20 protein-coding genes are annotated in these 25,587 nt (G+C 69.5%); 9 read left to right on the top strand and 11 right to left on the bottom strand.

The genetic code is table 11. From position 1 onward, the window contains the following. Positions 1-3: 3 nt before the first annotated feature. Positions 4-669 (bottom strand): GNAT family N-acetyltransferase, encoded by a 666-nt coding sequence (locus tag OIE53_RS22675; RefSeq protein ID WP_327023521.1) that lies wholly within the window; start codon positions 667-669, stop codon positions 4-6. Between the two features lie 292 nt (positions 670-961). Between OIE53_RS22675 and OIE53_RS22670 the strand changes: the two genes are divergently transcribed. Together OIE53_RS22670 and OIE53_RS22665 are read left to right on the top strand one after the other, a co-directional pair. After that, entirely contained in the window at positions 962-2,275 is a 1,314-nt protein-coding gene (locus OIE53_RS22670) for an aminotransferase-like domain-containing protein (protein WP_327023520.1), read from the top strand. Positions 2,276-2,283: 8 nt separating this feature from the next. Beyond that, positions 2,284-3,276 carry a D-alanine--D-alanine ligase family protein gene (locus OIE53_RS22665; RefSeq protein ID WP_327023519.1) on the top strand — a complete coding sequence of 331 codons (993 nt, stop codon included), beginning with the start codon at positions 2,284-2,286 and terminating at the stop codon, positions 3,274-3,276. A gap of 282 nt (positions 3,277-3,558) precedes the next feature. Here the strand turns inward: OIE53_RS22665 and OIE53_RS22660 are convergent, their stop codons facing one another. From OIE53_RS22660 to rpmH, 9 genes are all read right to left on the bottom strand, one after another. Next, positions 3,559-4,479 (bottom strand): hypothetical protein, encoded by a 921-nt coding sequence (locus OIE53_RS22660; protein WP_327023518.1) that lies wholly within the window; start codon positions 4,477-4,479, stop codon positions 3,559-3,561. Positions 4,480-5,613: 1,134 nt separating this feature from the next. Then, positions 5,614-6,624 (bottom strand): ParB/RepB/Spo0J family partition protein, encoded by a 1,011-nt coding sequence (locus OIE53_RS22655; RefSeq protein ID WP_327023517.1) that lies wholly within the window; start codon positions 6,622-6,624, stop codon positions 5,614-5,616. Between the two features lie 27 nt (positions 6,625-6,651). Continuing rightward, positions 6,652-7,926, bottom strand: a complete 1,275-nt coding sequence (locus tag OIE53_RS22650) for a ParA family protein (RefSeq protein ID WP_327023516.1) — start codon at positions 7,924-7,926, stop codon at positions 6,652-6,654. Between the two features lie 242 nt (positions 7,927-8,168). Next, positions 8,169-8,876 carry a 16S rRNA (guanine(527)-N(7))-methyltransferase RsmG gene (gene rsmG / locus OIE53_RS22645; RefSeq protein WP_327027341.1) on the bottom strand — a complete coding sequence of 236 codons (708 nt, stop codon included), beginning with the start codon at positions 8,874-8,876 and terminating at the stop codon, positions 8,169-8,171. Between the two features lie 106 nt (positions 8,877-8,982). Then, positions 8,983-9,555, bottom strand: a complete 573-nt coding sequence (locus OIE53_RS22640) for a Jag family protein (RefSeq protein WP_327023515.1) — start codon at positions 9,553-9,555, stop codon at positions 8,983-8,985. Between the two features lie 212 nt (positions 9,556-9,767). After that, a complete protein-coding gene (yidC, locus tag OIE53_RS22635; protein WP_327023514.1) occupies positions 9,768-10,748 on the bottom strand; it encodes a membrane protein insertase YidC in 981 nt (326 codons plus the stop codon). Then, the gene (gene yidD, locus OIE53_RS22630; protein WP_327023512.1) at positions 10,749-10,988 is read right to left on the bottom strand and encodes a membrane protein insertion efficiency factor YidD; all 240 of its coding nucleotides are present in this window, start codon (positions 10,986-10,988) and stop codon (positions 10,749-10,751) included. 44 nt (positions 10,989-11,032) lie between these two features. Further along, positions 11,033-11,446: a ribonuclease P protein component gene (gene rnpA / locus OIE53_RS22625; protein ID WP_327023511.1), complete on the bottom strand. Its 414-nt coding sequence runs from the start codon at positions 11,444-11,446 to the stop codon at positions 11,033-11,035. 35 nt (positions 11,447-11,481) lie between these two features. After that, positions 11,482-11,619 carry a 50S ribosomal protein L34 gene (rpmH, locus tag OIE53_RS22620; RefSeq protein WP_007073824.1) on the bottom strand — a complete coding sequence of 46 codons (138 nt, stop codon included), beginning with the start codon at positions 11,617-11,619 and terminating at the stop codon, positions 11,482-11,484. A 648-nt stretch (positions 11,620-12,267) separates the two neighbouring features. Between rpmH and dnaA the strand changes: the two genes are divergently transcribed. The 5 genes from dnaA (at position 12,268) to OIE53_RS22595 (ending at position 18,604) form a co-directional block, all read left to right on the top strand. Next, positions 12,268-14,079 carry a chromosomal replication initiator protein DnaA gene (gene dnaA, locus OIE53_RS22615; RefSeq protein WP_327023510.1) on the top strand — a complete coding sequence of 604 codons (1,812 nt, stop codon included), beginning with the start codon at positions 12,268-12,270 and terminating at the stop codon, positions 14,077-14,079. A 765-nt stretch (positions 14,080-14,844) separates the two neighbouring features. Continuing rightward, on the top strand, positions 14,845-15,978 hold the full coding sequence (gene dnaN, locus OIE53_RS22610; RefSeq protein WP_327023509.1) for a DNA polymerase III subunit beta: 1,134 nt from the start codon (positions 14,845-14,847) through the stop codon (positions 15,976-15,978). Between the two features lie 38 nt (positions 15,979-16,016). Continuing rightward, positions 16,017-16,889: a phosphogluconate dehydrogenase (NAD(+)-dependent, decarboxylating) gene (gene gnd / locus OIE53_RS22605; protein WP_327023508.1), complete on the top strand. Its 873-nt coding sequence runs from the start codon at positions 16,017-16,019 to the stop codon at positions 16,887-16,889. Between the two features lie 16 nt (positions 16,890-16,905). Further along, positions 16,906-18,039 (top strand): DNA replication/repair protein RecF, encoded by a 1,134-nt coding sequence (gene recF, locus OIE53_RS22600; RefSeq protein WP_327023507.1) that lies wholly within the window; start codon positions 16,906-16,908, stop codon positions 18,037-18,039. Further along, positions 18,029-18,604 carry a DUF721 domain-containing protein gene (locus OIE53_RS22595; protein WP_442791350.1) on the top strand — a complete coding sequence of 192 codons (576 nt, stop codon included), beginning with the start codon at positions 18,029-18,031 and terminating at the stop codon, positions 18,602-18,604. Before recF ends, OIE53_RS22595 begins: the two co-directional genes overlap by 11 nt. A gap of 4 nt (positions 18,605-18,608) precedes the next feature. Here the strand turns inward: OIE53_RS22595 and OIE53_RS22590 are convergent, their stop codons facing one another. Next, on the bottom strand, positions 18,609-19,190 hold the full coding sequence (locus OIE53_RS22590; protein ID WP_327023506.1) for a hypothetical protein: 582 nt from the start codon (positions 19,188-19,190) through the stop codon (positions 18,609-18,611). A 540-nt stretch (positions 19,191-19,730) separates the two neighbouring features. On the opposite strand from OIE53_RS22590, the gene gyrB reads away from it, so the two are divergent. Together gyrB and gyrA are read left to right on the top strand one after the other, a co-directional pair. Next, on the top strand, positions 19,731-21,677 hold the full coding sequence (gene gyrB / locus OIE53_RS22585) for a DNA topoisomerase (ATP-hydrolyzing) subunit B (RefSeq protein ID WP_327023505.1): 1,947 nt from the start codon (positions 19,731-19,733) through the stop codon (positions 21,675-21,677). 234 nt (positions 21,678-21,911) lie between these two features. After that, positions 21,912-25,586: an intein-containing DNA gyrase subunit A gene (gene gyrA, locus OIE53_RS22580; RefSeq protein ID WP_393339004.1), complete on the top strand. Its 3,675-nt coding sequence runs from the start codon at positions 21,912-21,914 to the stop codon at positions 25,584-25,586. Position 25,587 lies beyond the last annotated feature (1 nt).

Below are 25,587 nucleotides of genomic sequence, written 5' to 3'. Positions count from 1 at the left end.
CCCTCAGACGGTGGTCGAGCGGGTGGCCGGGGTGGGGCGTACCGGGCGCAGCAGGGACTCCGGGCTCATCGAGCCGAGCAGCTTCTCCAGCGCGTACTCCACGTCTGACTTCCAGCTCAACGCCGTCCGCAGTTCCAGACGCAGACGGGGATAGCGGGGGTGCGGCCGGACGGTCTTGAAGCCGACCGAGAGGAAGAAGTCCGCAGGGGCGACGCAGGCACCCGCCGGGTCGGCCGCGTCACCGAACTTGGCATCGCCGAAGGCCTCGATCGCCTTGATCCCCCGCTTGGTCAGATCACGGGCGACCCCCTGCACCAGCATCCGGCCCAGCCCGCCGCCGGCGAAGGCGGGAACCACGTTCGCCGTCATCAGCAGCGCCGCGTCGGCGGAGACCGGCGAGGTCGGAAACGCCATCGAACGGGGCACGTACGCCGGTGGGGCGTACATGACGAACCCGGCCGGCATCCCGTCGACGTAGATCAGCTTGCCGCAGGAACCCCACTCCAGCAGGGTCTGCGAGACCCAGGCCTCCTTCTCCAGGCCAGGGTCACCAGCCGCACAGGCACGGTCGGCGGAAACCGGATCCAGCTCCCAGTAGACACATTGCCGGCACGGACGGGGCAGGTCCTCCAGGGTGTCCAGGGTCAGGCTGACCAGACGTCGCGACATTGAGTGCTTCCCCACACTAGGCTCGGCAATGGGACCGGCTCGGACGCCACCCGCCGCATCCCCGCCCCGACGAGCGATCGTACGCCGCCGATCGGCGACGCGGGAGAGGACAGCTGAACGCCCACCTCAGGGCGGTTGCAGGCCGGTCCGGTATGTGGACGGGCGAAGAATCACACGAGCCGTCGGCGCTGTCCGGCGGCTAGGATCGGCACTCGGCGCGCCGTGCCGCCATGGTCGCCGCAGTCCCGGGTATCCGGGGCGGGAGCCGTCTGCGCAGCATCGAGGTGATGTCATGACCGGCACGACACTCGACGATTACACCGACCGGTACGCCCGCCGGGTGCGGGGGATGACCGCCTCGGAGATCCGGGCCCTGTTCGCGGTCGCCAGCCGACCGGAGGTCGTCTCCCTGGCCGGTGGTGCCCCGTACATCGCCGCGCTGCCGCTGGACGCGGTGGGTGAGATGCTCGGCCGGCTCAGCAGCGAGCACGGGGCCACCACCCTCCAGTACGGCATCGGCCAGGGCACCCTGGAGCTGCGCGAGCGGATCTGCGAGGTGATGTCCCTCTCCGGCATCGACGCGGCCTGCGGGGCTTCACCGGACGACGTGGTGGTGACCGTCGGAGGGCAGCAGGCCCTCGACCTGGTGGCCCGACTCTTCCTCGACCCGGGTGACGTGGTACTCGCCGAGGGACCGACCTACGTCGGCGCTCTCGGGGTCTTCCAGGCCGCCCAGGCGCAGGTCGTGCACGTACCGATGGACGAGGACGGGCTGATCCCGGAGGCCCTGGAGACGGCCATCGCGGAGCAGGCCCGGGCCGGTCGGCGGGTCAAGTTCCTCTACACGATCCCGACCTACCAGAACCCGGCCGGAGTGACGCTGACCGAGGAGCGCCGGGAGCGGGTGCTGGACATCTGCGAACGGGCCGGTCTGCTGGTGGTCGAGGACGACCCGTACGGTCAGCTGGGTTTCGAGGGGTCGGCCCCCGCACCCCTGCGGGCCCGGCGCCGCCACGGGGTCTTCTACCTCAGCACCTTCTCCAAGACCTTCGCCCCGGGGCTGCGGGTGGGCTGGATCCTGGCCCCACACGCCGTACGCGACAAGCTGGTCATCGCCAGCGAGGCCCAGATCCTCTGCCCCAGCGCGTACGCGCAGGCGGCCGTCAGCACCTACCTGAGCACCATGCCCTGGCGTGAGCAGCTCAAGGTCTACCAGGAGGTCTACCGGGAACGGCGGGACGCGATGCTGGCCGCCCTGGCCGACCTGATGCCGGCCGGGACCAGGTGGACCAACCCGGCCGGTGGCCTCTTCGTCTGGGCCACCCTGCCGGACGGGCTGGACTCGAAGGCGATGATGCCGCGGGCCATCGCCGCCCGGGTCGCCTACGTGCCGGGCACCGGTTTCTACGCCGACGGCAACGGGGCCAGCAACATCCGGCTGAACTTCTCCTTCCCACCCCCGGAGCGGATCCGGGAGGGGGTGCGCCGGCTGGCCGGCGTGATGGAGCAGGACATCGCCATGCGGCGGGTGTTCGGCACGGTTGGCGGGCCGGGCACCCGGCGTGGCCAGGCCGGCTCGGACACCCCGGGACCCGACTTGGCATGATGCCCGACATGGGTGCTGCCGCTGCCGAAGGAACTGACGTGTCCGGTCCCACCGCCGAAGACCTGCACGTGGTCGTCCTGGCCGGTGGCCTGTCGTACGAACGGGACGTGTCGCTGCGCTCGGGCCGCCGGGTGCTGGACGCCCTGCGGTCGGTCGGGGTACCGGCCGAGTTGCGCGACGCCGACGTGGCCCTGCTGCCGGCGCTGGCCGCCGATCCGCCGGACGCCGTGGTGATCGCCCTGCACGGGGCCACCGGGGAGGACGGCTCGCTGCGCGGGGTGCTCGACCTCTGCGGGATCCCGTACGTCGGGTGTGACGCCCGGGCCTCCCGCCTGGCCTGGGACAAGCCCTCGGCCAAGGCTGTGCTCCGGGAAGCCGGCATCGCCACCCCCGACTGGGTGGCCCTGCCTCACGACCGGTTCAGCGAGTTGGGCGCGGTGGCGGTGCTGGATCGCATCGTCGACCGGCTGGGGCTGCCGCTGATGGTCAAGCCCGCCCAGGGCGGTTCCGGCCTCGGCGCCGCCGTGGTCCGGGACGCGGGGTCCCTGCCGGCCGCCATGGTCGGTTGTTTCGCGTACGACCCCACCGCCCTCGTGGAGCGCTACGTGCCCGGCATGGACGTAGCGGTCTCCGTCATCGACCTGGGCGACGGGCCCCAGGCTCTGCCGCCGGTCGAGATCGTGCCGCGCAACGGCGTCTACGACTACGCGGCGCGCTACACCGCCGGCCGGACCACCTGGCACACCCCCGCGCGACTGGAACCGGCCGTCGCCGAGGCGGTGGGCGAGGTGGCGCTGGCCGCCCACGCGGCCCTCGGGCTACGCGACCTCAGCCGGGTGGACCTGATCGTCGACGCGGCCGGACAGCCGCACGTCCTGGAGGTCAACGTCTCCCCGGGGATGACGGAGACCTCGCTGCTGCCACTGGCGGTGCAGGCGGCCGGGCTGGACTTCGGCCGGGTGATCGGTTCCCTGGTCGCCCGCGCCGCAGCTCGCCGCTGACCCCTCCACAGCACCTGGCCACGGGCGCCAGCTACAGCGTGGGCTCTTGGGCCAGCTCGACGGCCCCCTAGCCCTCCGGAGTACCCGGTTGCGTGCCCGCTCGGTCTGGGCGGTTCCTGGCACCGCTAGCGCACGCTTGCTGGGCGTTCGCGCACGCCTAGGGGCGCCGTTGCCTCACGCCTGCGGGTGCCGTTGACTTCACGCCGTTCGTTCACGGCCTGCGGGCCGGAGGTTGCTCACGCCTGCGGGCCGGGGTCGCTAAAGGCGGCCGGCCGGGTTTGCTCACGCCTGCGGGCCTGAAGTCGCTTTCTTACTCCCAGCGGTAGGCCCGGTCGGGGTCGCCGCATCGGCCTCCTCGGTCGGCAGTTCTTCCGGCTCGGCCGGGACTTCCTCAGCGTCGGACCCAGCCTCCTGTTCCGGGATGCTGCGCTGCGGTGGCAACGCCTCGGCCGCCTCGGCCGCCTCGGCCGAGGGGGTGGTGGCCGGCGCCTCGGTAGCGGGCTCGACCACTCCGCCCGGCGCATCGGGAGGCTCCGCGGTCTCCCCGATGGCGTCCAGCAGCGACCCGCCCTCGGTCGGTTCACCCTTGGCCGGGGCGGACTGCGCGGCGAGGCTGGACGGGGCCTGCCACTGAATTCGGGGCGGCTCGGCCAGCGGACGTCCACCGAACTCCGCCAGCCAGGCGGCCACCAGGGCCAGGTTCTCTCGCCACTTCTCCTCCGAGATGGGCGGCAGGATCGAGTCCCAGAGGGAGAGGAAGGTTCCCCGCAACTGGAGCCGCCCGTACGGACGGGCGAGGAACCACATGTGCAGGTGAGCCGAGCCGTCTCCCCAGCGGTTGACATGGACCCGAGCCACCCCGTCCAGGGACCGGATGGCGCGTTCCAGTCGGACGGTCATCACCCCCAGCTCGGCGGCGAGGAGGTTGGGCAGGTCCCCCAGGTCCAGGTGGGATCGGGATTCCAGGATGAGAACCATCGGCAGGCCGGTAGGGCGGTCCATCGCACGCACGCGCCACCGCTCACCGACCCAGATGTAGGCGTCGTCCGGCGCCTGGCAGGCGGTGCATTCCCGGTGCGCCTCGCCCTTGCGGGGCGGCTCTACCGGAACGGGATCGTCGAGGCGTTTGACCCGCAGGTCACCCTCGAAGGGGAAGGACGGCCACTGGGTGAAGTCCGGAACTGAGGGAGGGGTGTCGGGCACGAGGCTGACCCTAACCGAGTCCGGCACCCCTGTCCCCACCCGAATCGAGTTCGCCTCAGCCGGTGGTCTCGGTGTCGACTCGGGCCGCCCCTGGCCGTTGTCCCCAGGGATATCCACAGGCTGTCCGATGGTCTCGGCAGACCGGCAAGCCCTGCCTCAACAAGGGCTTTCGGTAGTTGTTCCACGTGAAACGGCGCCGGGCTGTGGATAACGGGTGTGGATAACATTTCCGGGTCTGGACGACCTGTAGGGGCGACATCCGCCCGGATCCGGAGGCCCGTTTCACGTGAAACCGAACACCGGCTCGATGCGATTCTTGGGCGCCGGGGAGACCGATCGTCGTCCCTCCTGCGACGCCCGCTGACGGAGTGCCGACCTTCTAGGTAACGCGGGTGTCTGGCTTAAGGTGACGACCCGCCTGGGACGGCGGACGTGAGAGAGGCCGATCAGCCTCCGGTCCCGGCCACTCCACGAGAGCTAGGCCGTTCTGCGGGCAAGCAGTTCGACAGGGATCGTGGCCGACAGGTCACCTGCGCGCGACGGCGGGCTGCCCTGCGGTCTCGCGGTGGTCCCGGCGGTGACCGCCGGATCGTGGCCGCTGGTCGCCCTGGGGCCACCCGAACGATAGTCCGGCATTCGAACCCCACCCCACTGCCTTCACTCAGCCTGGCTCCCGCTCAGGCCGCCATAGTCAGCTTCATGTCCTGGGTGGGCACATGCCCGTCGTCGATAGGGCCTGACTCCCGTTCACCCCTGGCTCTTACACCCCTGGCCCCACTCTCGGCCTGCCGGCGGTCTCCGCCCATGTCCAGCCCGGCACACCACTCGACTGTCCGCCCCGCACCTACGCACCCGCCGTTGGTGGCTTGGCCCGGCACGCCCCTCAGTGAGACGCCCGATCGGCAACTCCGAGACTGATCAGGTTCGGCACGGTCCGCATGCGGTGCTCCGGTGGCCTCCGCCGCGAACCTGCTGGCCCGCCCTCGGCTGAGGAAGGAGCCTTCCGGCGCCCAGGCGACGACCTCTGCGGCGTTTCACGGGAAACGGGCCCGGAACGGTTTCACGTGAAACTGGCCCAGCAGAACGGCCGCACCTTCCGAAGAAGATGCGGCCGTTGTCGGGGGTCGTCGCCCCTCAGCCCTCCGGCTGATTCCGGTCCACCCCGATGAGGTCGACGATCCGCTCCAGGTCGTCGACCGTGGCGAACTCGATAGTGATCTTGCCCTTGCTCCGGCCGATGTCGACCTTGACCCGGGTGTCGAAGCGATCGGAGAGCCGGTCGGCCAGATCATCCAGCCCGGGGGCGTGCGGCTTGGCCCGACGCTTGGCCGGCTCCTTCTTCCCGGTGCCCTCGCTCAGCGAGAGCGCGACGATCTCTTCCGTCGCTCGTACCGACAGGCCCTCGGCCACGATCCGCAGCGCCAACTGCTCCTGGGCCTCGGAGTCCTCCAGACTCAGCAGCGCCCGAGCGTGCCCCGCCGAGAGCACCCCGGCGGCTACCCGGCGCTGCACCGGTGCCGGCAGGTTCAGCAGTCTGATGGTGTTGGAGATCTGCGGTCGGCTGCGGCCGATCCGGCGGGCCAGCTCCTCGTGGGTGGCCCCGAACTCCTCCAGCAGCTGCTGATAGGCCGCGGCCTCTTCCAGCGGGTTCAGATTGGCCCGGTGGATGTTCTCCAGCAGTGCGTCCCGGAGCATCGCATCGTCGCGGGTGTCCCGGACGATCGCCGGGATGGTCTCCCGCCCGACCGCCTGGGCTGCTCGCCAGCGCCGCTCGCCCATGACGAGTTCGAACTTCTCGTCGTCGAGTTGCCGGACCACGATCGGTTGGAGGAAGCCGACCTCCCGGATCGAGGTCTTCAGCTCCTCCAGGGCCTCCTCGTCAAAGACCTGCCGGGGCTGTTTCGGGTTGGGCACGATCGAGTCGACCGGGATCTCGGCGAAGCGTGCGCCGGGCACCGGGCTCAGGATCGGATCAGGGGCGATCGCCGGAGCCGGCGACGGCACCACAGGTGCCATCTCGACGGCCTGCGCCGCGCTCGCTTCGGCCGGGATCACGGCAGAACCAGCACCGGCATCCGGTGCCGGTCCGGTCGGAATCAGGGCCCCCAGGCCCCGTCCCAGACCGCCCCGAGGACGGTTCTTCATGCCACGCCTCCCAGCGCCTCATCCGCACTACGCATTCCGGCTCACCGGCTCCTTGACGCCCCGCTCGGCGATCTCCTGGGCAGCTTCGAAGTAACTCGTCGCCCCCCGCGATCCGGGATCGTAGGTCATCACCGACTGGCCGTAGCTGGGCGCCTCGGAGACCCGGACGTTACGGGGGATGACCGCCTGCAGCACCTTGTCACCGAAGTGGTTCCGCACATCCTGCTCGACGGCGTCGGCGAGCCGGGTACGCCGGTCGTACATGGTGAGCAGGATGGTGGACACCTCAAGCCGCGGGTTGAGGTGTTGGCGTACCAGATTGATGTTGTTGATCAGTTGGTTCAGCCCTTCCAGCGCGTAGTACTCGCACTGAATGGGGATGAGAACCTCCTGGGCGGCCACCAAGGCGTTCACCGTCAACAGGCCCAGCGACGGCGGGCAGTCGATGAAGACGTAGTCGAAGTGCCCGGGGTAAGCGTCGATCGCCCGGGCCAGCCGGGACTCGCGGGCCACCACGGAGACCAGTTCGATCTCCGCGCCGGCCAGGTCGATCGTGGCCGGTACGCACCAGAGGTTCGGGATGCCCTCAACCCCCTGTGCCACCTCCTCCAGGGGCACGCTGTTGATCAGGCAGTCGTACACGTCCGGCACCCCGGTGTGGTGCGGAACGTTCAGCCCGGTGGAGGCGTTGCCCTGCGGGTCGAGGTCCACCACCAGTACCCGGTTGCCATGCAGGGCCAGCGCCACTGCCAGGTTGACCGTGGTCGTGGTCTTCCCCACGCCGCCCTTCTGGTTGGCGACGCACATCACCCGGGTCCGTTCCGGCCGAGGCATTGTCACCTCGCCACTGGGATTCAGGATCTGCACGGCGCGCATCGCCTCCATAGCCAACGGTGGGTCATCCTCTTCGCGCGTCGGGGTTTCACGTGAAACGTACGCGGCCTCGGGTGCTGCCGGCTCGTAGGGGCCGGCGGGCGTGTCGGACGCAGGCCGAGGGTCCGGCACGGGCTGGTACGAGGGTGCCGCCTCGAAACGTGCCGAGGCCGAGGTGTTTCGACGGATCGGAATCACCCGCGCCTCCGGGGTGGCATTGCCCGGGCGAGCCGCTGAATCCGGCCCCTCCCGACCCGCCTCTCCGCTGCGCGGCCACGGCGCATCCGCTGGGGACTCCTCCGCGTGAGGGTCTGACGGGTTCGACCCGGCCCCGGAGGACCGCCAACCCGGGTATTCGGTTTCACGTGAAACAGGGTCACCAGCGGACCCGGTCACGCGCGGATCGTCATACCTGCCGTCGTCATGCACCTGTCATCCCTGCCCGCTTCGGATGGTCGGTCCGCACCCGTCAGCCGGGCCACTCGCGTTGTCTCGCAGAGGTGTCGCCCGGCAGGAGGGGCAGGCCAAGAGAAGATCCATCGCCGCCCGCTCCAACACTATCGACGCGCGGCCAGCCTACGGCCCATGGGCGTGGCCGGTCCATGTTGGGTTCGCAACCCGCCGGATTGCACCCACATTGACCGCCGCCCGGAGGGGAATATGAGCCCCGTTCACCGCTGCGGGCGGGACCTCTTTCCCCGGGCCTTCTTGACCGCGGCACGGGCCGCAGCACCGACCAGACGGTCTCGCGCGATCTCGACCACCACGGTGGGCGGGTCGATGATGCCCTCGCCGCACCGGTGCAGCACGGGCTCCGCCCCGCCCAGGCGATGCACCGCCGGAGCGTGTTCGACGATCTCCTCTGCCGCCGAGGCGCCCTTGAGGGCCACCAGCCGGCCACCCAGCACCGCCAGCGGCAGGCACCAGGCGGCCAGTCGGTCCAGGGGCGCCACCGCACGGGCGGTCACCACGTCGGCCTGCAACGGGTCGGGTCCCGTCGCGGCCTCCTCGGCCCGACCTCGCCGCACCTCAACGTCCAGCCCCAACTCCTCCACCGCCTCGGTGAGGAAGGCGGTGCGACGGGCCAGTGGTTCCAGCAAGGTCACCCGCAGGTCGGGACGGGCGATGGCGAGCACCAGCCCGGGCAGTCCCGCCCCGGACCCCACGTCGATCACGGTGGCGCCGTTCGGAATCAACTCACCCACCACCGCGCAGTTCAGCAGATGCCGGTCCCAGATCCGAGGTGCCTCGCGGGGCCCGATGAGGCCGCGTACGACACCGTCGGTGGCCAGCAGTTCGGCGTACGCGGCAGCCAGGTCAAGCCGATCACCGAAGAGCCGCCCGGCCGCCCCGGCCAACTCCGGTGGCAACACCGCCACGGTCGGGTCGGGCGAGGCAGGGTGTCCGGGCCGGACAGCCGGCGGCCCGGGCGGCGCGCCACCCGGGCCGGTCGGGACACCCTGGAGGTCGTCTCGGTTCACCCGCTCAGTCCGCGGGGCGGACGACGATCCGCCGGTTGGGCTCGACACCTTCAGACTCGCTCTCCACCCCGTCGATCGCGTTCACCACGTCGTGCACGCACTTACGCTCGAAGGCGGACATCGGCTCCAGCCGCACCGCCTCGCCGTGCTCCTTGACCTTCTCGACGGCGTTACGCGCCACCGCGGCCAGTTCCTTGCGCCGGCCGGCCCGGTAGCCACCCACGTCGAGCAGCAGTCGGCTGGGTGACCCGGTCTGCCGGAAGACGGCCAGTCGGGCCAACTCCTGGAGGGCTTCGAGGGTGGCACCCCGCTGGCCGACGAGATTCTGCAGGCGGCCGCCGACCACCTCGACCACCGGTCGACCACCGGACACCAACTCGTCGATGTCGCCGTCGTAGTCGAGGATGTCGAGGAGCCCCTCGACATAGTCGGCTGCGATCTCACTCTGCCGGAACAGGTCGCCCTCACTCTTGGACGGCGCCGCCTCGGTCGCCTCAGGCTCGCCGTCTACCGGAGCCGCCGCAGTCGGCTCCTCGTCCGTGGGCTGGTCGGCGCGGGGGATGCTGGTGTCGGTCACGGTTCATCTCCGTACTCGCTCGGCCGGACCTGCGGTCCGCTGGTTCCCCGGGGCCGGCGGGACCTCGCCGGTGCCCACGGGCACGTCTGTAGGGGCAGTCTCGCCCCTCCACCGCGACCTGCGCGGCGCTTCCCGCCTGCGGCGCCGGCCTCTCGGCGGCAGCACGTCACGCGACGGGCCGTCACCGGCTTCCCGGCGACGGCCCGGAGGGTTCAGCCCTGCCGCTTGGCGGGGCGGCCCTTCTTCGGGTTGGCCGGCTTGGCCCCCGGCTTCGGGCCGGCGACCTTCGGCGCGGCCGGCTTGGTCGGCTCCGGGGCGGGCTTGCTGCGGCCGAACAGGCCGGTGGTCTTCGCCGGCTGCTGCTTGCCGGTGCCCGGCTTGCTGGTAGCGGTCACCGGCGGGGGGAACTTCCGCAGCACCCACTGCTGCTGGCCGAGGGTGAAGAGGTTGTTGGTGACCCAGTAGATGATCACACCGATCGGGAAGATCGCGCCGGAGACCAACAGGGACAGCGGGATGCCGTAGAGCATCAGGCGCTGGATCATCCGCTGCTGGGGGTCCTCCGCCCAGCCGGTCTTGAGGATCATCTGACGGCTGGTGAGGTAGGTGGTGCCCATCATCACCAGCACCAGCACACCGGCCATGATCTTGACGGTGGTGCCGTTGGCCCCGAGCTGGGCCAGCTCCGCCGCCGTGGAGCCGAACTTGCTGGCGATCGGGGCGGTGAACAGGGTGGCGTCCGAGGCGCTGTTGAACTGCTCGACCGTCCAGCCGTAGATGTCCTTGTTGGTCTTCCCCGGATCCGGGTTCAGCCGGCGCAGCACGTGGAAGAGGCCGAGGAAGACCGGGATCTGGAGGAACATCGGAAGGCAGCCCATCAACGGGTTGGCCTTTTCCTTCCGATAGAGCTCCATCATCTCTTTCTGGAGCGTCTCCCGGTCACCCTTGTGCTTCTCCTGCAGGGCCTTCACCTGCGGCTGAAGCGCCTGCATCGCCCGCTGCGACTTGATCTGCTTGACGAAGATCGGGAAGAGGATCACCCGGACGGTGACCACCAGGAAGATGATGGCCAGGATCCAGGACCAGTTGGTGCCGATGACCGTGGTGTCCGGAACCCCGATGGCGTCCCAGGCCGAATGCCAGGCCAGCAGGATCCACGAGATCGCGTAGTAGATCCAGTCGAGACTAAACACTCAGGCTCCAGTCACGTCGGCAGCTCGGCGGTCGCCCGGCTCCGGTACCGGGTCGTATCCACCAGGATTGAATGGATGGCAGCGCGACAGTCGCCGGACCGTCAGCCCGGCTCCCCGAAAGGCGCCGTGTCGGGTGACCGCCTCCAGGGCGTACGCGCTACAGGACGGGTAGAACCGACAGCGGGCCGGCAGTGCCGGACTTATCCACCGACGGTACGCGATGATGGGCAGGGTCAGCATCCGGGCACCGAGGCTGGTCGGCGGGCCCACCGGCGGCTGGGTGCTCACCGTCGCCGCCCCCGGCTGGTCCGGGCGGCGCTCAGAGCGTCGTCCAGGTCGGCACCGAGGCGCTGGTAGGTGGCCTCCGCAGCGGCCGGCAGGGCCCGTACGACGAGGGTGCTCCCGGGCGGTAGGTCCGCCAGCCGCTCCCGGACCAGATGCCGCAACCGGCGACGGACCTTGTTCCGGACCACCGCCGGCCCCACGGCCTTGGAAACCACGAAACCGGCACGGGACACCGGCGCGGAGTTCTCCTCCGTGCCACCCCGTGCCGGTTCCGGTGTTACGTCTGGTGTGCCTCCGGTAACCGCCGGTAGTGTCAGATGCACCACCAGGGTGCCTCGACCAGCCCGACGGCCACCGCGAACCGCTGCGGCGAAGTCGCTGCTGCGCCGCAGTCGATGCGCGGCTGTCAGCACGACTGCCAGTTCCCCGGGAGCGGGCCCGGTCGGCCTCAGGCCGACAGGCGGGCGCGACCCTTGGCGCGACGGGTCGAAAGGATGGCGCGGCCGGCCCGGGTGCGCATACGCAGCCGGAAGCCGTGGGTCTTCGCGCGCCGGCGGTTGTTCGGCTGGTAGGTGCGCTTGCTCACGTCAGGCTCTCCGTTGTCGGACGGCCACGGCATCAGTCGCCGAGGTCATGGTGGGCCAGGCCGCCGCGTGGCGGCCTCGATCGGTGCTGCCCGGACGGGTGCGACGAGCGCACACTCCGCGACATCTCAGGAACGTCGGGAGCCCTCACAGGCAGCGAGCACCCATCACCCTAGCAGAGGGCGTGAGAGCAGCCCCTCCAGCGTAGGTCGGGGTGCAATGACCGTCAAACCAGCGGGACCCGTACGGTCACCTGGGACGAAGGAGGACCGAAGGGGCTGTTTTCACTGATGCCGACAAGGTGCCAGGCGCGTCGACGGTTGATGATGCGGCGACATCGCTGTTACCGTGCCCGATTGCGGTCAGCGTCTCCAGGTCCGGGATGTCGCCGGCAGGGCAAGACCGGACACGGTGGTGAATCGTTCGGCACGGTGAACCCCGCTTCAGCACCCGGCCATGGCAGGGGGTAGGTCCGACCCACGCCCGGCAGGCGGCCACAATCGGTCGGTACACAGGCTGTGGATAACTTGTGGAGAACGACCGGGTGGGACGACGGGTGGGCTACCGGTCACACCTGCCCGGCACTGGGCCTCCCGGATGGCCGGGGGGACAGCGGCATCCGGGAGCAGAGGCGAGGGGGTGGCACGACGGTGGCCGGTACGACCGACCTTGCCGCGGTGTGGACGGCGACCACGGATGAACTCGCCGACGAGATCATCTCCGCGCAGCAGCGGGCGTACCTGCGACTGACCCGGTTGCGGGCCATCGTCGAGGACACCGTGCTGCTGTCCGTGCCCGACGCCTTCACCCGAGATGTGATCGAGTCGCGGTTGCGGCCGGCCATCACCGAGGCTCTCACCCGCCGGCTCGGCCGACCGATACAGGTGGCGGTCACCGTTCGGCTGCCCGAGGACGGCCGTACCGAAGGCACGGTCTACCGCAGCGCTCCGGAGCCGGGCGCGGGAGCGCACGACGGCGGCCCGGTCGACTTCGACGGCCCCGCCGCGCCGGACGCGCCGACCGAGGACCGCCAGCAGCTGCCGCTCATCCCCGAGCAGCACCACCCCCACCGGTTCGATCGCCCGGCACCGGAGGCCCCCCACCCCGCCGACGCCACCGCCAGCCCGCGTACCGGTCCGCCCGTGGCCGAGGGTCAGGAGACCCTCTTCGGTACGGCCTTCGTAGAGCCGAGCCGGCCGGGTGACGCTCGGCGGCCGGCCCAGCGACTCGGTTACACGGAACAGGCCGGCCGGGTGGATCCGCCGCCCAGCGGCCCGCACGGATTCGGCGGCCGGTACGGCGAGCCTCCCCGCGACCAGCACCTGATGCGCCCGATGCCGGGCGACGGCGGCACGGACAGCGGTCCCGGTCGTAGTGGCCAGGATCACCGCTCCCGCGACGACCGGCGGCTGCCGGCCGGTGCGGACAGCGGCGGTAACCGGCTCAACCCGAAGTACATGTTCGAGACCTTCGTCATCGGCTCGTCCAACCGCTTCGCCCACGCCGCCTCGGTCGCGGTGGCCGAGTCACCGGCGAAGGCGTACAACCCGTTGTTCATCTACGGCAGCTCCGGGCTGGGCAAGACCCACCTGCTGCACGCCATCGGGCACTACGCCACCACCCTGGGCAACGCCCGCTCGGTCCGGTACGTCTCGACCGAGGAGTTCACCAACGACTTCATCAACTCCCTGCGGGACGACAAGACCAGCGCCTTCCAGCGCCGCTACCGCGACGTCGACATCCTGCTGATCGACGACATTCAGTTCCTGGAGAACCGCGAGCGGACCCAGGAGGAGTTCTTCCACACCTTCAACACCCTGCACAACGCCAACAAGCAGATCGTGATCACCTCGGACCGCTCGCCGAAGCAGCTGGCGACCCTGGAGGACCGGCTGCGGACCCGCTTCGAGTGGGGCCTGCTGGCCGACATCCAGCCGCCGGACCTGGAGACCCGGATCGCGATCCTGCAGAAGAAGGCGGCGCAGGAGCGGCTGTACGCCCCGCCGGACGTGCTGGAGTTCATCGCCTCCCGGGTGTCCAACTCGATCCGGGAGTTGGAGGGGGCCCTGATCAGGGTCACCGCCTTCGCCAGCCTGACCCGCTCCAGTGTCGAGCTGTCCCTGGCCGAGGAGGTGCTGCGGGACTTCATCCCGGACGGCGCCGGCCCGGAGATCACCGCCGACCAGATCATGGTCTCCACCGCCGACTACTTCGGTGTCAGCCTGGAGGACCTGCGGGGCCACTCCCGCTCCCGGGTGCTCGTCAACGCCCGACAGGTGGCCATGTACCTGTGTCGCGAGCTGACCGACCTGTCGCTGCCCCGCATCGGCCAGGCCTTCGGTGGCCGGGACCACACCACCGTCATGCACGCCGACCGGAAGATCCGCCAGCAGATGGCCGAACGGCGCTCGCTCTACAACCAGATCGCCGAGCTGACCAACCGGATCAAGCAGAACACCTGAGAGACGTACGTCTCCACAGCAGCCCGGCCGGGACCACCCGGCCGGGCTTTCTGGTGCCGCAGAGTTGACTCTCGACGAGGTGTAGACCACAGCATCGAGGCCGTGACCCCACAGGTGCCCACTCGTTGTCCACAACTCCTCGCCCACAGGCTGTGGATAACCACGCGCTGCATATGGCCGGTTACCCACAGGCTGTGGAGAAAAGCTGGGGACAAGGTTGTGGACGCCTGTGGACGCCTGGGGACAACCGCTCGCTCTGTCCACCGCCCAGGACCCCCCTGTGGGCAACCTGTTGAAGGTTCTGGGGAAAACGAGCCTGATCCGCTCCACCCCGATCCACAGGGCTGGGGAGAAAGTCGGTGGATAACCGGTGGATAACCAGTGGACGACGGTGGACAACTGGGGACGCGGAGACCACCTGTGGACGAAGCAGCAGGTTGTACCCCGGGTTGTCCACAAGAAACCCACCGGCCCGCAACGCTCTGACCAGGGCAGACGAGAGTTCTCCACAGTTTGCACAGGTGCGATGAAGACGATGGGTTATCTCTTCTAAAAGAACGAAAACCAATCATCACCGTTGGACTTCCTGTGGATCGTCTCGATTGCTGCCGCAGACCGCGTCAGCATCGACACGATCCACGGGGTCGGACACACAGCCGATACCCTCGCGCCCTAAGGTGCGAGGGGTACCGCACGCCAGGCGGGTCAGTGGGCAGCGGCCGGCATGAGAGAGTTGACGACGTCGACGTCGACGCGGAGGCATTGATGAAGTTCCGAGTGGAGCGCGACGCGCTCGCCGAGGCCGTGGCCTGGACCGCCAAGAGCCTGCCCAACCGGCCGTCCGTGCCGGTGCTGGCCGGCGTGATGCTCCGTGTCACCGACGGCACCCTGCAGGTTTCCGGCTTCGACTACGAGGTCTCCAGCCAGGTGACCGTGGAGGTGCAGGGCGACGCCGACGGCGCCGCGCTGGTCTCCGGCCGCCTGCTGGCCGAGATCACCAAGGCCCTGCCCGGCAAGCCGGTGGACATCGCCGCAGTGGGGGCACACCTCGAACTGGTCTGCGGCAGCGCCCGGTTCACCCTGCCCACCATGCCGGTGGAGGACTACCCCACCCTGCCGGAGATGCCGGAGAGCGCCGGCACGATCGACGCGGCCGCCTTCGCCGCCGCCGTCGCCCAGGTGGCCGTCGCGGCCAGCCGGGACGAGACCCTGCCGATGATGACCGGGGTCCGGGTCGAGTTGTCCGGTGGCACCCTGTCCATGCTCGCCACCGACCGCTACCGCCTGGCGCTGCGCGAGATGGAGTGGAACCCGGACGACCCGCAGATCAGCATCAACGCCCTGGTGCCGGCCCGCACCCTCAACGACACCGCCAAGGCCCTCGGGCCGCTGGGCGGCCAGGTCACCATGGCCCTGTCCCAGGGCTCGGCCGGCGAGGGGATGATCGGATTCTCCGGCGGCACCCGGCGCACCACCAGCCGGCTGCTCGACGGGGCCAACTACCCGCCGGTGCGCTCGCTCTTCCCCGCCAGCCACAACGCCGAGGCCCGGGTGCCGGTGAGCACCCTCATCGAGGTCGTCAAGCGGGTGGCCCTGGTCGCCGAACGCACCACCCCCGTACTGCTCAGCTTCAGCGCCGACGGGCTGGTCGTCGAGGCCGGCGGCACCGAGGAGGCCCGGGCCAGCGAGGCCATGGAGGCCACCTTCACCGGCGAACCCCTGACCATCGGTTTCAACCCGCAGTACCTCATCGACGGGCTGTCAAACCTCGGCGCCCAGTTCGCCGTACTGCAGTTCGTCGACGCCTTCAAGCCCGCGGTGATTTCCCCTGCCGGCGAGGATGGCGAGCTCATCGGTGGGTACCGGTACCTCATCATGCCGATCCGCGTATCCCGCTGATCGCAGAGCACCAGCACCCCACGAAAGGTAACCACGAGATGCAGCTCGGCCTGGTAGGCCTCGGTCGGATGGGCGGCAACATGCGCGAGCGACTGCGCGCCGCCGGACACGAGGTGGTCGGTTTGGACCACAACGCGGAGCTGAGTGATGTCGCGAACGTCGCGGAACTGGCCGAGAAGTTGGCGGCCCCCCGCGCGGTCTGGGTGATGGTGCCCGCCGCCGTCACCGACGCCACCATCGACGAACTGGCCGAGGTGCTCGGCGAAGGCGACATCATCATCGACGGCGGCAACTCGCGCTTCAGCGACGACGCCCCGCGCGCCGAACGCCTCAACAAGCGCGGCATCGGCTACGTCGACGTGGGGGTCTCCGGGGGTGTCTGGGGCCGGCAGAACGGCTACGGCCTGATGGTCGGAGGCTCCGAGGAGCACGTCGAGCGACTCATGCCGATCTTCGAGGCCCTCAAGCCCGAGAGCGAGTACGGCTTCGTGCACGCCGGTCCGGTCGGTGCCGGCCACTACGCCAAGATGGTGCACAACGGCATCGAGTACGGCCTGATGCACGCCTACGCCGAGGGCTACGAGCTGATGACCGCCTCCGAGCTGGTCACCAACGTGCCCGGGGTGATCAAGTCCTGGCGGGAAGGCACCGTGGTGCGCTCCTGGCTGCTGGACCTGCTCGACCGGGCGCTCGACGAGGACCCGGAGTTGGCCCAGCTGACCGACTACACCGAGGACACCGGCGAGGGCCGCTGGACGGTCGACGAGGCGGTCCGCCTGGCCGTACCCCTACACGTCATCACCGCCTCGCTGTACGCCCGGTTCGCCTCCCGCCAGGAGGAGTCGCCGGCCCTGAAGGCCGTCTCCGCACTGCGCCAACAGTTCGGCGGCCACGCCGTACGCAAGCGCTGACCGGCACTCGGCCCCCGTGTACGTCCGCCGGCTCGAACTGGTCGACTTCCGCTCGTACGAGCGGATCGGTGTCGACCTCGAACCGGGACCGAACATCCTGATCGGCGCCAACGGGGTCGGCAAGACCAACCTGGTGGAGGCGCTCGGCTACGTGGCGACCCTGGACTCCCACCGGGTCGCCACGGACGCGCCACTGGTCCGGATGGGTGCCTCCGCCGCGGTGATCCGGTGCGCGGTCGTACACCAGGGTCGGGAACTGCTCGTCGAACTGGAGATCGTGCCCGGTAAGGCCAACCGGGCCCGACTGGGCCGCTCCCCGGCCCGCCGCGCCCGCGACGTGCTCGGCGCACTACGGCTGGTGCTCTTCGCCCCGGAGGATCTCGAACTCGTCCGGGGCGACCCCGCCGAACGCCGCCGCTACCTGGACGACCTGCTGGTGCTGCGCCAACCCCGCTACGCGGGCGTACGCGCCGACTACGACCGGGTGGTCAAACAACGCAACGCCCTGCTGCGTACCGCGTACCTGGCCCGCAAGACCGGCGGCACCCGCGGCGGGGACCTGTCCACCCTGGCCGTCTGGGACACCCACCTGGCCCGACACGGCGCCGAACTGCTCGCCGGCCGACTGGAACTGGTCGCCGCGTTGACCCCACACGTCGCCAAGGCGTACGAGGCGGTCGCCGCCGGGCGGGGCGCGGCCACCATCGCCTACCGGCCCTGCGTCGAACTGACCGAGCCGATCGCCGACCGGGAGAACCTCGCCAAACTGCTCGCCGCCGCCCTGGAGCAGCAACGTTCCGCCGAGATCGAGCGGGGCACCACCCTGGTCGGCCCGCACCGCGACGACCTGACCCTCAGCCTCGGACCCCTGCCCGCCAAGGGGTACGCCAGCCACGGCGAATCCTGGTCGTACGCCCTGGCGCTGCGGCTGGCCGGCTACGACCTGCTGCGCGACGACGGCATCGAACCCGTACTCGTCCTCGACGACGTCTTCGCCGAACTGGACGCCGGCCGCCGGGAACGGCTCGCCGAACTGGTCAGCGGGGCCAGTCAACTGCTGGTCACCTGCGCGGTCGCCGACGACGTACCCGAGGCCCTCCGCGGCGCCCGGTACGAGGTGGCGGAGGGGACGGTACGACGTGCCGGATGAGTCGAAACACCACCCCGCCGAGGGCAGCGACCGGACACCGGGCGGGACTCCCGAGGTGCCGGAGGGGGTGTCCGGGCCGGAACTGGCCCGGGCGGTGCTCGACGCGGCCAAGGCCCGCCGGGCCGCGGCCGCACGCCCCCGCCGCCGTACCACCGACGGGGCCGGCGGTGAACGGCGGCTGCGCGGCTACTCCGGCCCCGGACCGGACCCCCGCGACCCCCAACCCCTCGGTGCCGTGCTGAACCGACTGGTCAAGGCGCGAGGTTGGCAACAACCGGCCGCCGAGGCGACCGTCTTCGGGGCCTGGGAACGGGTCGTCGGAGCGGAGGTGGCCCAACACAGCCGACCGGTCAAGCTGGAGAACGGCGAATTGACCGTGGAGGCCCGGTCCACCGCCTGGGCCACCCAACTGCGCCTGCTAGCCGGCTCCCTGCTGCAACAGATCGGCCGTGAGATCGGCCACAATGTCGTACGCAAACTGCACATCCACGGCCCGGCCGCGCCCTCCTGGTCCCGGGGCCCCCGCCGGGTACGCGGCCGAGGCCCCCGCGACACCTACGGCTGACGGCCTACGGCTGGACCGCCCGGCGCGGCGCCGCCGAGTCCGCGTACACCGCGAAGCCCCGGTCCGCGCAGCGCCGGTAGAAGGCCGCCACCACACTCAGCTCCGCACAGGTGAAGGTCCACTGGGGTGCGGCCCCGCTGTCGTCGCGCAGCGCCTCCAGCCGACTGTCCAGCCAACGCAGCTGCTGCTCGGCCAGACGACCGTCGGCCAGCAGCGAGCGCAGCACCACCCCGACGGACTCGAAGCTGACCGCCTCACCGTGCGGCCGGTGCGCGGCGACGAACCGCTCGATGCCGCCGGCGATCCAGGCGCACCCGTCCGGGTCGATGACCGGATCCTCGTCCTCCGCCGCCGCCTCGGTGGCGTAGAGCACCCCGTCCAGACCGAGGATCAGATCCACCACCTCGGTGTACGCGGTCGCCCGGACGGTGCCGGTCTTCGCGATCAGTTCCGCTAGCGCGGCGGTCGGGGCCGAGATCCCCGGCACATCGACGATGTCGCCGAAGTCGACGAACTCGGCCGGTGCGACCGGGTCGTAGAAGCGGCCGGTCCGCGGCCACTGGACCGCGACGTTGTCCAGCCCCATCTGGTGTCCACCTCTCACATGCACAGGTCGAGTCTGATCGGGTCGATCGTCCGGTTCCGGCCCAGAAAGATCAAGGCCGACCGTTGACCCTGGTGCCGGAAAAAGCCCGCCGTGGACGGTACCGGCTCCCGGCCGGGGAGTGTCGGACCCCCGGCCTGCATCGCCGTCACGCGGCAGATCGGCTGATCATGCCTTGGCGTGTAGGGGGAGTCGCAGACGGCGCGGTTCGGCCCGCTACGTGAATCTGAGCCCCCGCGAAGGGGTGCCGAGTGGTGGTTCTATCGCCCCCGCACAGTAAGATTGGCGTGAGACGAAGACCCGGTGCGGAGCGACGCTTCGTGGGCCCGGTGCGGGCCGGCGAAACTTGTCCGACTCGGGTCGAGCCGATCGCGATCCGCGGGCAACCGCGGCGACCGGCGCGTTCGACCCGTACTCCGGAATTGTCCCAGGTACCGGTCCGCGCGCCGACGTCGCGCCCTGTCCGCCGAACCCGCGTCCGACGTGCCTGACGGCACGCCGGGTGCGAGAAAGTGGCCGAGGGTGGCAGCGCAGGAAAATCAGCAGTACGGGGCCGAGTCGATCACCGTCCTCGAAGGGCTGGAGGCGGTCCGCAAGCGGCCCGGTATGTACATCGGCTCGACCGGCGAACGCGGTCTGCACCACCTGGTGTGGGAGGTCGTCGACAACGCGGTCGACGAGGCGATGGCCGGATACTGCGACACCATCGACGTCGTGCTGCTCGCCGACGGCGGGGTCCGGGTCACCGACAACGGCCGGGGCTTCCCGGTCGACCTGCACCCCAAGCTGAAGAAGCCCGGAGTCGAGGTCGCGTTGACCGTGCTGCACGCCGGCGGCAAGTTCGACGGCAAGGCGTACGCCGTCTCCGGCGGCCTGCACGGCGTCGGCGTCTCCGTGGTGAACGCGCTCTCCACCAAGATGGCCGTCGAGATCCACAAGGACGGCTTCGTCTGGCGGCAGCAGTACGACCACTCCAAGCCCAGCACCCTGGAGAAGGGTGAGCCCACCGACCGCACCGGCTCGGCGGTCTCCTTCTGGCCCGACCCGGACGTCTTCGAGACGGTCGACTTCGACTTCCAGACCATCTACCGGCGCCTTCAGGAGATGGCCTTCCTCACCCGCGGCCTCACCATCCACCTGCTCGACGAGCGGGTCGCCGAGGACGAGGACGGCAAGCCGCGCGAGGTCACCTTCAAGTACGACGGCGGCATCGCCGACTTCGTCCGCCACCTCAACGCCTCGAAGACCCCGATCCACAAGACCGTGATCGAGTTCGGTTCCGAGGAAGAGGGCATGTCCCTCGAGATCGCCATGCAGTGGAACGAGTCGTACGGCGAGTCGGTCTACACCTTCGCCAACAACATCAACACCCACGAGGGCGGCACCCACGAGGAAGGCTTCCGGGCCGCGCTGACCAGCGTGGTCAACCGGTACGGCGCCGACAAGAAGCTGCTCAAGGGCGATGAGAAGCTCTCCGGTGAGGACATCCGCGAGGGCTTGGCCGCGATCATCTCGGTCAAGCTGACCAACCCGCAGTTCGAGGGTCAGACCAAGACCAAACTCGGCAACACCCCGGTCAAGAGCTTCGTCCAGCGGGTCTGCAACGACCGGCTGGTCGACTGGCTGGACCGCAACCCCGCCGAAGCGAAGATCATCATCACCAAGGCCTCCCAGGCCGCCCGCGCCCGCATCGCCGCCCAGCAGGCCCGCAAGCTGGCCCGCCGCAAGTCGCTGCTGGAATCCGGCTCGATGCCCGGCAAGCTGGCCGACTGCCAGTCCACCGACCCGCGCGAATCCGAGGTCTTCATCGTCGAGGGCGACTCGGCCGGCGGCTCGGCCAAGCAGGGTCGCGACCCGCGTACCCAGGCGATCCTGCCGATCCGCGGCAAGATCCTCAACGTGGAGAAGGCCCGGATCGACCGGGTGCTGAAGAACAACGAGGTCCAGGCGCTGATCACCGCCCTGGGCACCGGCATCCACGACGACTTCGACATGGAGAAGCTGCGCTACCACAAGGTGGTGCTGATGGCCGACGCCGACGTCGACGGCCAGCACATCCAGACCCTGCTGCTGACCCTGCTGTTCCGGTTCATGCGGCCGCTCGTCGAAATGGGCCACGTCTACCTGGCCGCCCCGCCGCTCTACAAGATCAAGTGGAACAAGAAGGGTGACGACGCCCAGTACGCCTACTCCGACCGGGAGCGCGACGGGCTGATCGCACTGCGCCAGCAGAAGAAGCCGAACGCCAAGCCGGACGACATCCAGCGGTTCAAGGGCCTCGGTGAGATGAACTACCCGGAGCTGTGGGAGACCACGATGAACCCGGCCACCCGTACCCTGCGCCGGGTCACCCTGGACGACGCGGCGACCGCCGACGAGTTGTTCAGTGTGCTGATGGGTGAGGACGTCGAGGCGCGCCGCTCATTTATCCAGCGCAACGCCAAGGACGTCCGCTTCCTGGACATCTGACCGGCCCGGCGGCCGGCCGGAGTCGATCCCGCGCCGGCCGTCGATCCACAGAGTTATCCACAGCTTGGCCGCTATCCACAGCTGTTATCCACAGCGCAAGTACGACTCTGAGTCTGATAAGGGTAAACAGTGACCGAATCTCCCGAGTCCACACCCAACGAGCCCGAGGTCCCCGAGGCGCTGGCCGCCGTCGTCTCGCACGACCGGATCGAGCCGGTCGGGCTCGAGGTGGAGATGCAGCGCTCCTACCTCGACTACGCGATGAGCGTGATCGTCGGTCGGGCGCTGCCGGACGTCCGGGACGGGCTCAAGCCGGTCCACCGCAAGATCCTGTACGCCATGTTCGACTCGGGCTACCGGCCCGACCGGGGCTACGTGAAGTGCTCCCGGGTCGTCGGCGACGTGATGGGCCAGTTCCACCCGCACGGCGACTCGGCCATCTACGACGCCCTGGTCCGGATGGCCCAGCCCTGGTCGCTGCGCTACCCCCTGGTCGACGGCAACGGCAACTTCGGTTCGCCTGGAAATGATCCAGCTGCGGCGATGCGTTATTGTCTGACCGGAGATGTCCGTATTCGTGCTGTCGACGGCAGTGTGCGGATCGGGGACGTGGTCCCGGGCGCAGCGCCGAGCAGCGAGACCGACATCGACCTCAAGGTCCGCGACCGCAACGGCGACCTGGTCCGGGCGTCGAAGTTCTTCCACTCCGGCGAGCACCCGACGCTTCGGCTGCGCACCCGCGAGGGGTACGAGCTGACCGGTACCCACAACCACCCGGTGCTCTGCCTGGTGGACGTGGCCGGGGTGCCGACCCTGCTCTGGAAGCTGCTCGCCGAGGTCTCCCCGGGCGACCGGGTGGTCCTCCAGCGCAGCGTGCCCGACGAGATCGGCTACCCGATGCTGGAGCACGTCGAGGCCGCCGTCCTCGCGGGCGCCTTCGTCAGCGAGGGATGGGTCTCCGAGAACCGAGCCGGCTTCAACAATGTCGACCGCGAGTTCTTCGTCCGCGTCTTGGCGGCCTACGACCTCGCCGTCGGCGGTTCTCGGTACGCCTCCGAGCGGGTCATCGCCTCCGGGAGCGTCCTGCACGAGCTCGACATCCAGGATCTGTCCGCGCTGCGGGCCAGCATCCTCGGTGAACTGGTCGGCGCGCGTAGCGCGGACAAGTTCGTGCCGGAGTTCGTCTGGCAGGGGCCGGCCGCGATCAAGCGAGCCTTCCTCCAGGCCCTCTTCGAGGGGGACGGCTCCTCCTCGCTGCTGCCCCGCAACACCATGCAGATCTCGTACTCCACCCGCAGCGAGCGACTCGCCCGCGAGGTGCAGCAGTTGCTGCTGGAGTTCGGTGTCGTCAGCTGGCAGTGCCGGTACGACGACGGTGAGATCAAGGTCGTGATCACCAACCGCCGCGACGCCCGGATCTTCGCCGCTCACGTCGGCTTCCTCGGCCGCAAGCAGGCCAAGCTGGAGTCGGAGCTGGCCTCCGTGCCAGCCAGCAGCACGGCCCTCTCCAGCGACCACGTGCCGCTGGTCGGTGACTTCATCCGCGAGCACGGCGCCAGCCGCTGGACCGAGCGGGACTGGCTGCGCCGGCACAACGTGGACCGGATCGAGCGGTGGGAGCGGGACCGCGACGAGATCGCCGCCCGGATCACCAACGCCGAAGTGCTCGACGTGGTCGAGCCGTTGGTCGACGGCCGCTTCTACTACGCCGAGGTGGCCGAGGTCGCCGACGCGGGCGTGCAGCCGGTCTACAGCATCCGGGTGGACACCGACGACCACTCGTTCGTCTCCGACGGGTTCGTCAGCCACAACACGGAGTGCAAGCTCGACCCGCTGGCGATGGAGATGCTGCGGGACATCGACGAGGACACCGTCGACCTGCAGGACAACTACGACGGTCGGGCCAAGGAGCCCACCATCCTGCCGTCCCGGATCCCGAACCTGCTGGTCAACGGCTCCGAGGGCATCGCGGTCGGCATGGCCACCAAGATCCCGCCGCACAACCTGCGGGAGATCGGGGCGGCGGTGCAGTGGTGCCTGGAGAACCCGGAGGCGGACGAGCCGACCACCCTCGAAGCGCTGCTGGGAATCGTCAAGGGCCCGGACTTCCCCACCTACGGTCTGATCGTCGGCCAGGCGGGCATTCAGGACGCGTACCGGACCGGTCGTGGTTCGATCCGGATGCGGGCCGTGGTCGAGGTCGAGGAGGACAAGCGCGGCCGGCCGGCCCTGGTGGTCAGCGAGCTGCCGTACCAGGTGAACCCGGACAACCTGGCCGAGCGGATCGCTGAGCTGATCAAGGAGGGCAAGCTAGCCGGCATCGCCGACATCCGCGACGAGTCCTCCGGGCGTACCGGTATGCGGATCGTGCTGGTGCTCAAGCGCGACGCCGTTGCGAAGGTGGTGCTGAACAACCTCTACAAGCACACCCAGCTTCAGGAGACCTTCGGCGCCAACATGCTGGCGCTGGTCGACGGGGTGCCGCGCACCTTGAACCTGGCGCAGTTCCTCCGCTACTACGTCGAGCACCAGATCGAGGTGATCCGGCGGCGGACGGCCTTCCGGCTGCGCAAGGCGGAGGAGCGGGCGCACATCCTGCGCGGTCTGTCCAAGGCGCTGGACGCCCTGGACGAGGTGATCGCTCTTATCCGGCGTTCGCCGACGGTGGAGGACGCCCGGCAGGGCCTGATCCGGCTGCTGGAGATCGACGAGATCCAGGCGACCGCGATTCTGGACATGCAGTTGCGTCGGCTGGCCGCGTTGGAGCGGCAGCGGATCCTCGACGACCTGGCCAAGTTGGAGCTGGAGATCGCCGACCTCAAGGACATCCTGGCCAAGCCGGAGCGGCAGCGGCGGATCGTCTCGGAGGAGTTGGGTGAGATCGTCGCGAAGTGGGGCGACGATCGGCGTACCCAGATCATCCCGTTCGACGGCGAGGTCTCCATGGAGGACCTCATCGCCCGGGAGGACGTGGTGGTCACGATCACCCGTACCGGGTACGCCAAGCGGACGAAGGTCGACCTTTACCGCTCTCAGCGGCGTGGTGGCAAGGGTGTCAGCGGGGCGACTCTGCGGCAGGACGACATCGTCAGCCACTTCTTCGTGTGCTCGACGCATGACTGGATCCTGTTCTTCACCAATAAGGGGCGGGTCTACCGGGCCAAGGCGTATGAGCTTCCTGAGGCCAGTAGGGTGGCCAAGGGTCAGCATGTGGCGAACCTGCTCGCCTTCCAACCGGATGAGCAGATCGCGCAGATCATCGAGATTCCGAACTACCAGGTGGCTCCCTATCTGGTCCTGGCGACGAAGAACGGCCTGGTGAAGAAGACGCGGCTTGAGGAGTTCGACTCCAACCGGTCCGGCGGCATCATCGCGATCAACCTGCGCGATGAGGACGAGCTGGTCGGTGCTGCGCTGGTTGGCCCCACCGATGATCTGCTGCTGGTCTCCAAGAACGCCCAGGCGATCCGGTTCAACGCCACTGATGAGGCGCTGCGGCCGATGGGTCGGGCCACTTCGGGTGTGATCGGTATGCGGTTCAGCGATGATGACGAGTTGTTGGCCATGGAGGTCGTCCGGGAGGGCCTGGACGTCCTGGTGGCCACGAACGGCGGATACGCGAAACGTACCCCGATCGAGGAATACCCGGTGCAGGGCCGGGGAGGTAAGGGTGTGCTGACTGCGAAGATCACCGAGCGGCGCGGTGGTCTGGTCGGCGCTGTGGTGATCGACCCGGACGACGAGCTGTTCGCCATCACCAGCAACGGTGGCGTCATCCGGACTCCGGTGAAGCCTGTACGCCGCACGCGTGACAGGAACACAATGGGGGTCAAGCTGATGGACCTTCCGGATGGCGTGACTATCGTGGCGATTGCTCGCAATGCCGACGAGCCTGACGAACAGGACTAGT

Origin of the sequence: Micromonospora sp. NBC_01739 (assembly GCF_035920385.1) — a bacterium.
Classification (GTDB): domain Bacteria; phylum Actinomycetota; class Actinomycetes; order Mycobacteriales; family Micromonosporaceae; genus Micromonospora.
Note: the sequence above shows the minus strand (reverse complement) of the source record. Positions and strands in the feature narration are given on the sequence as shown.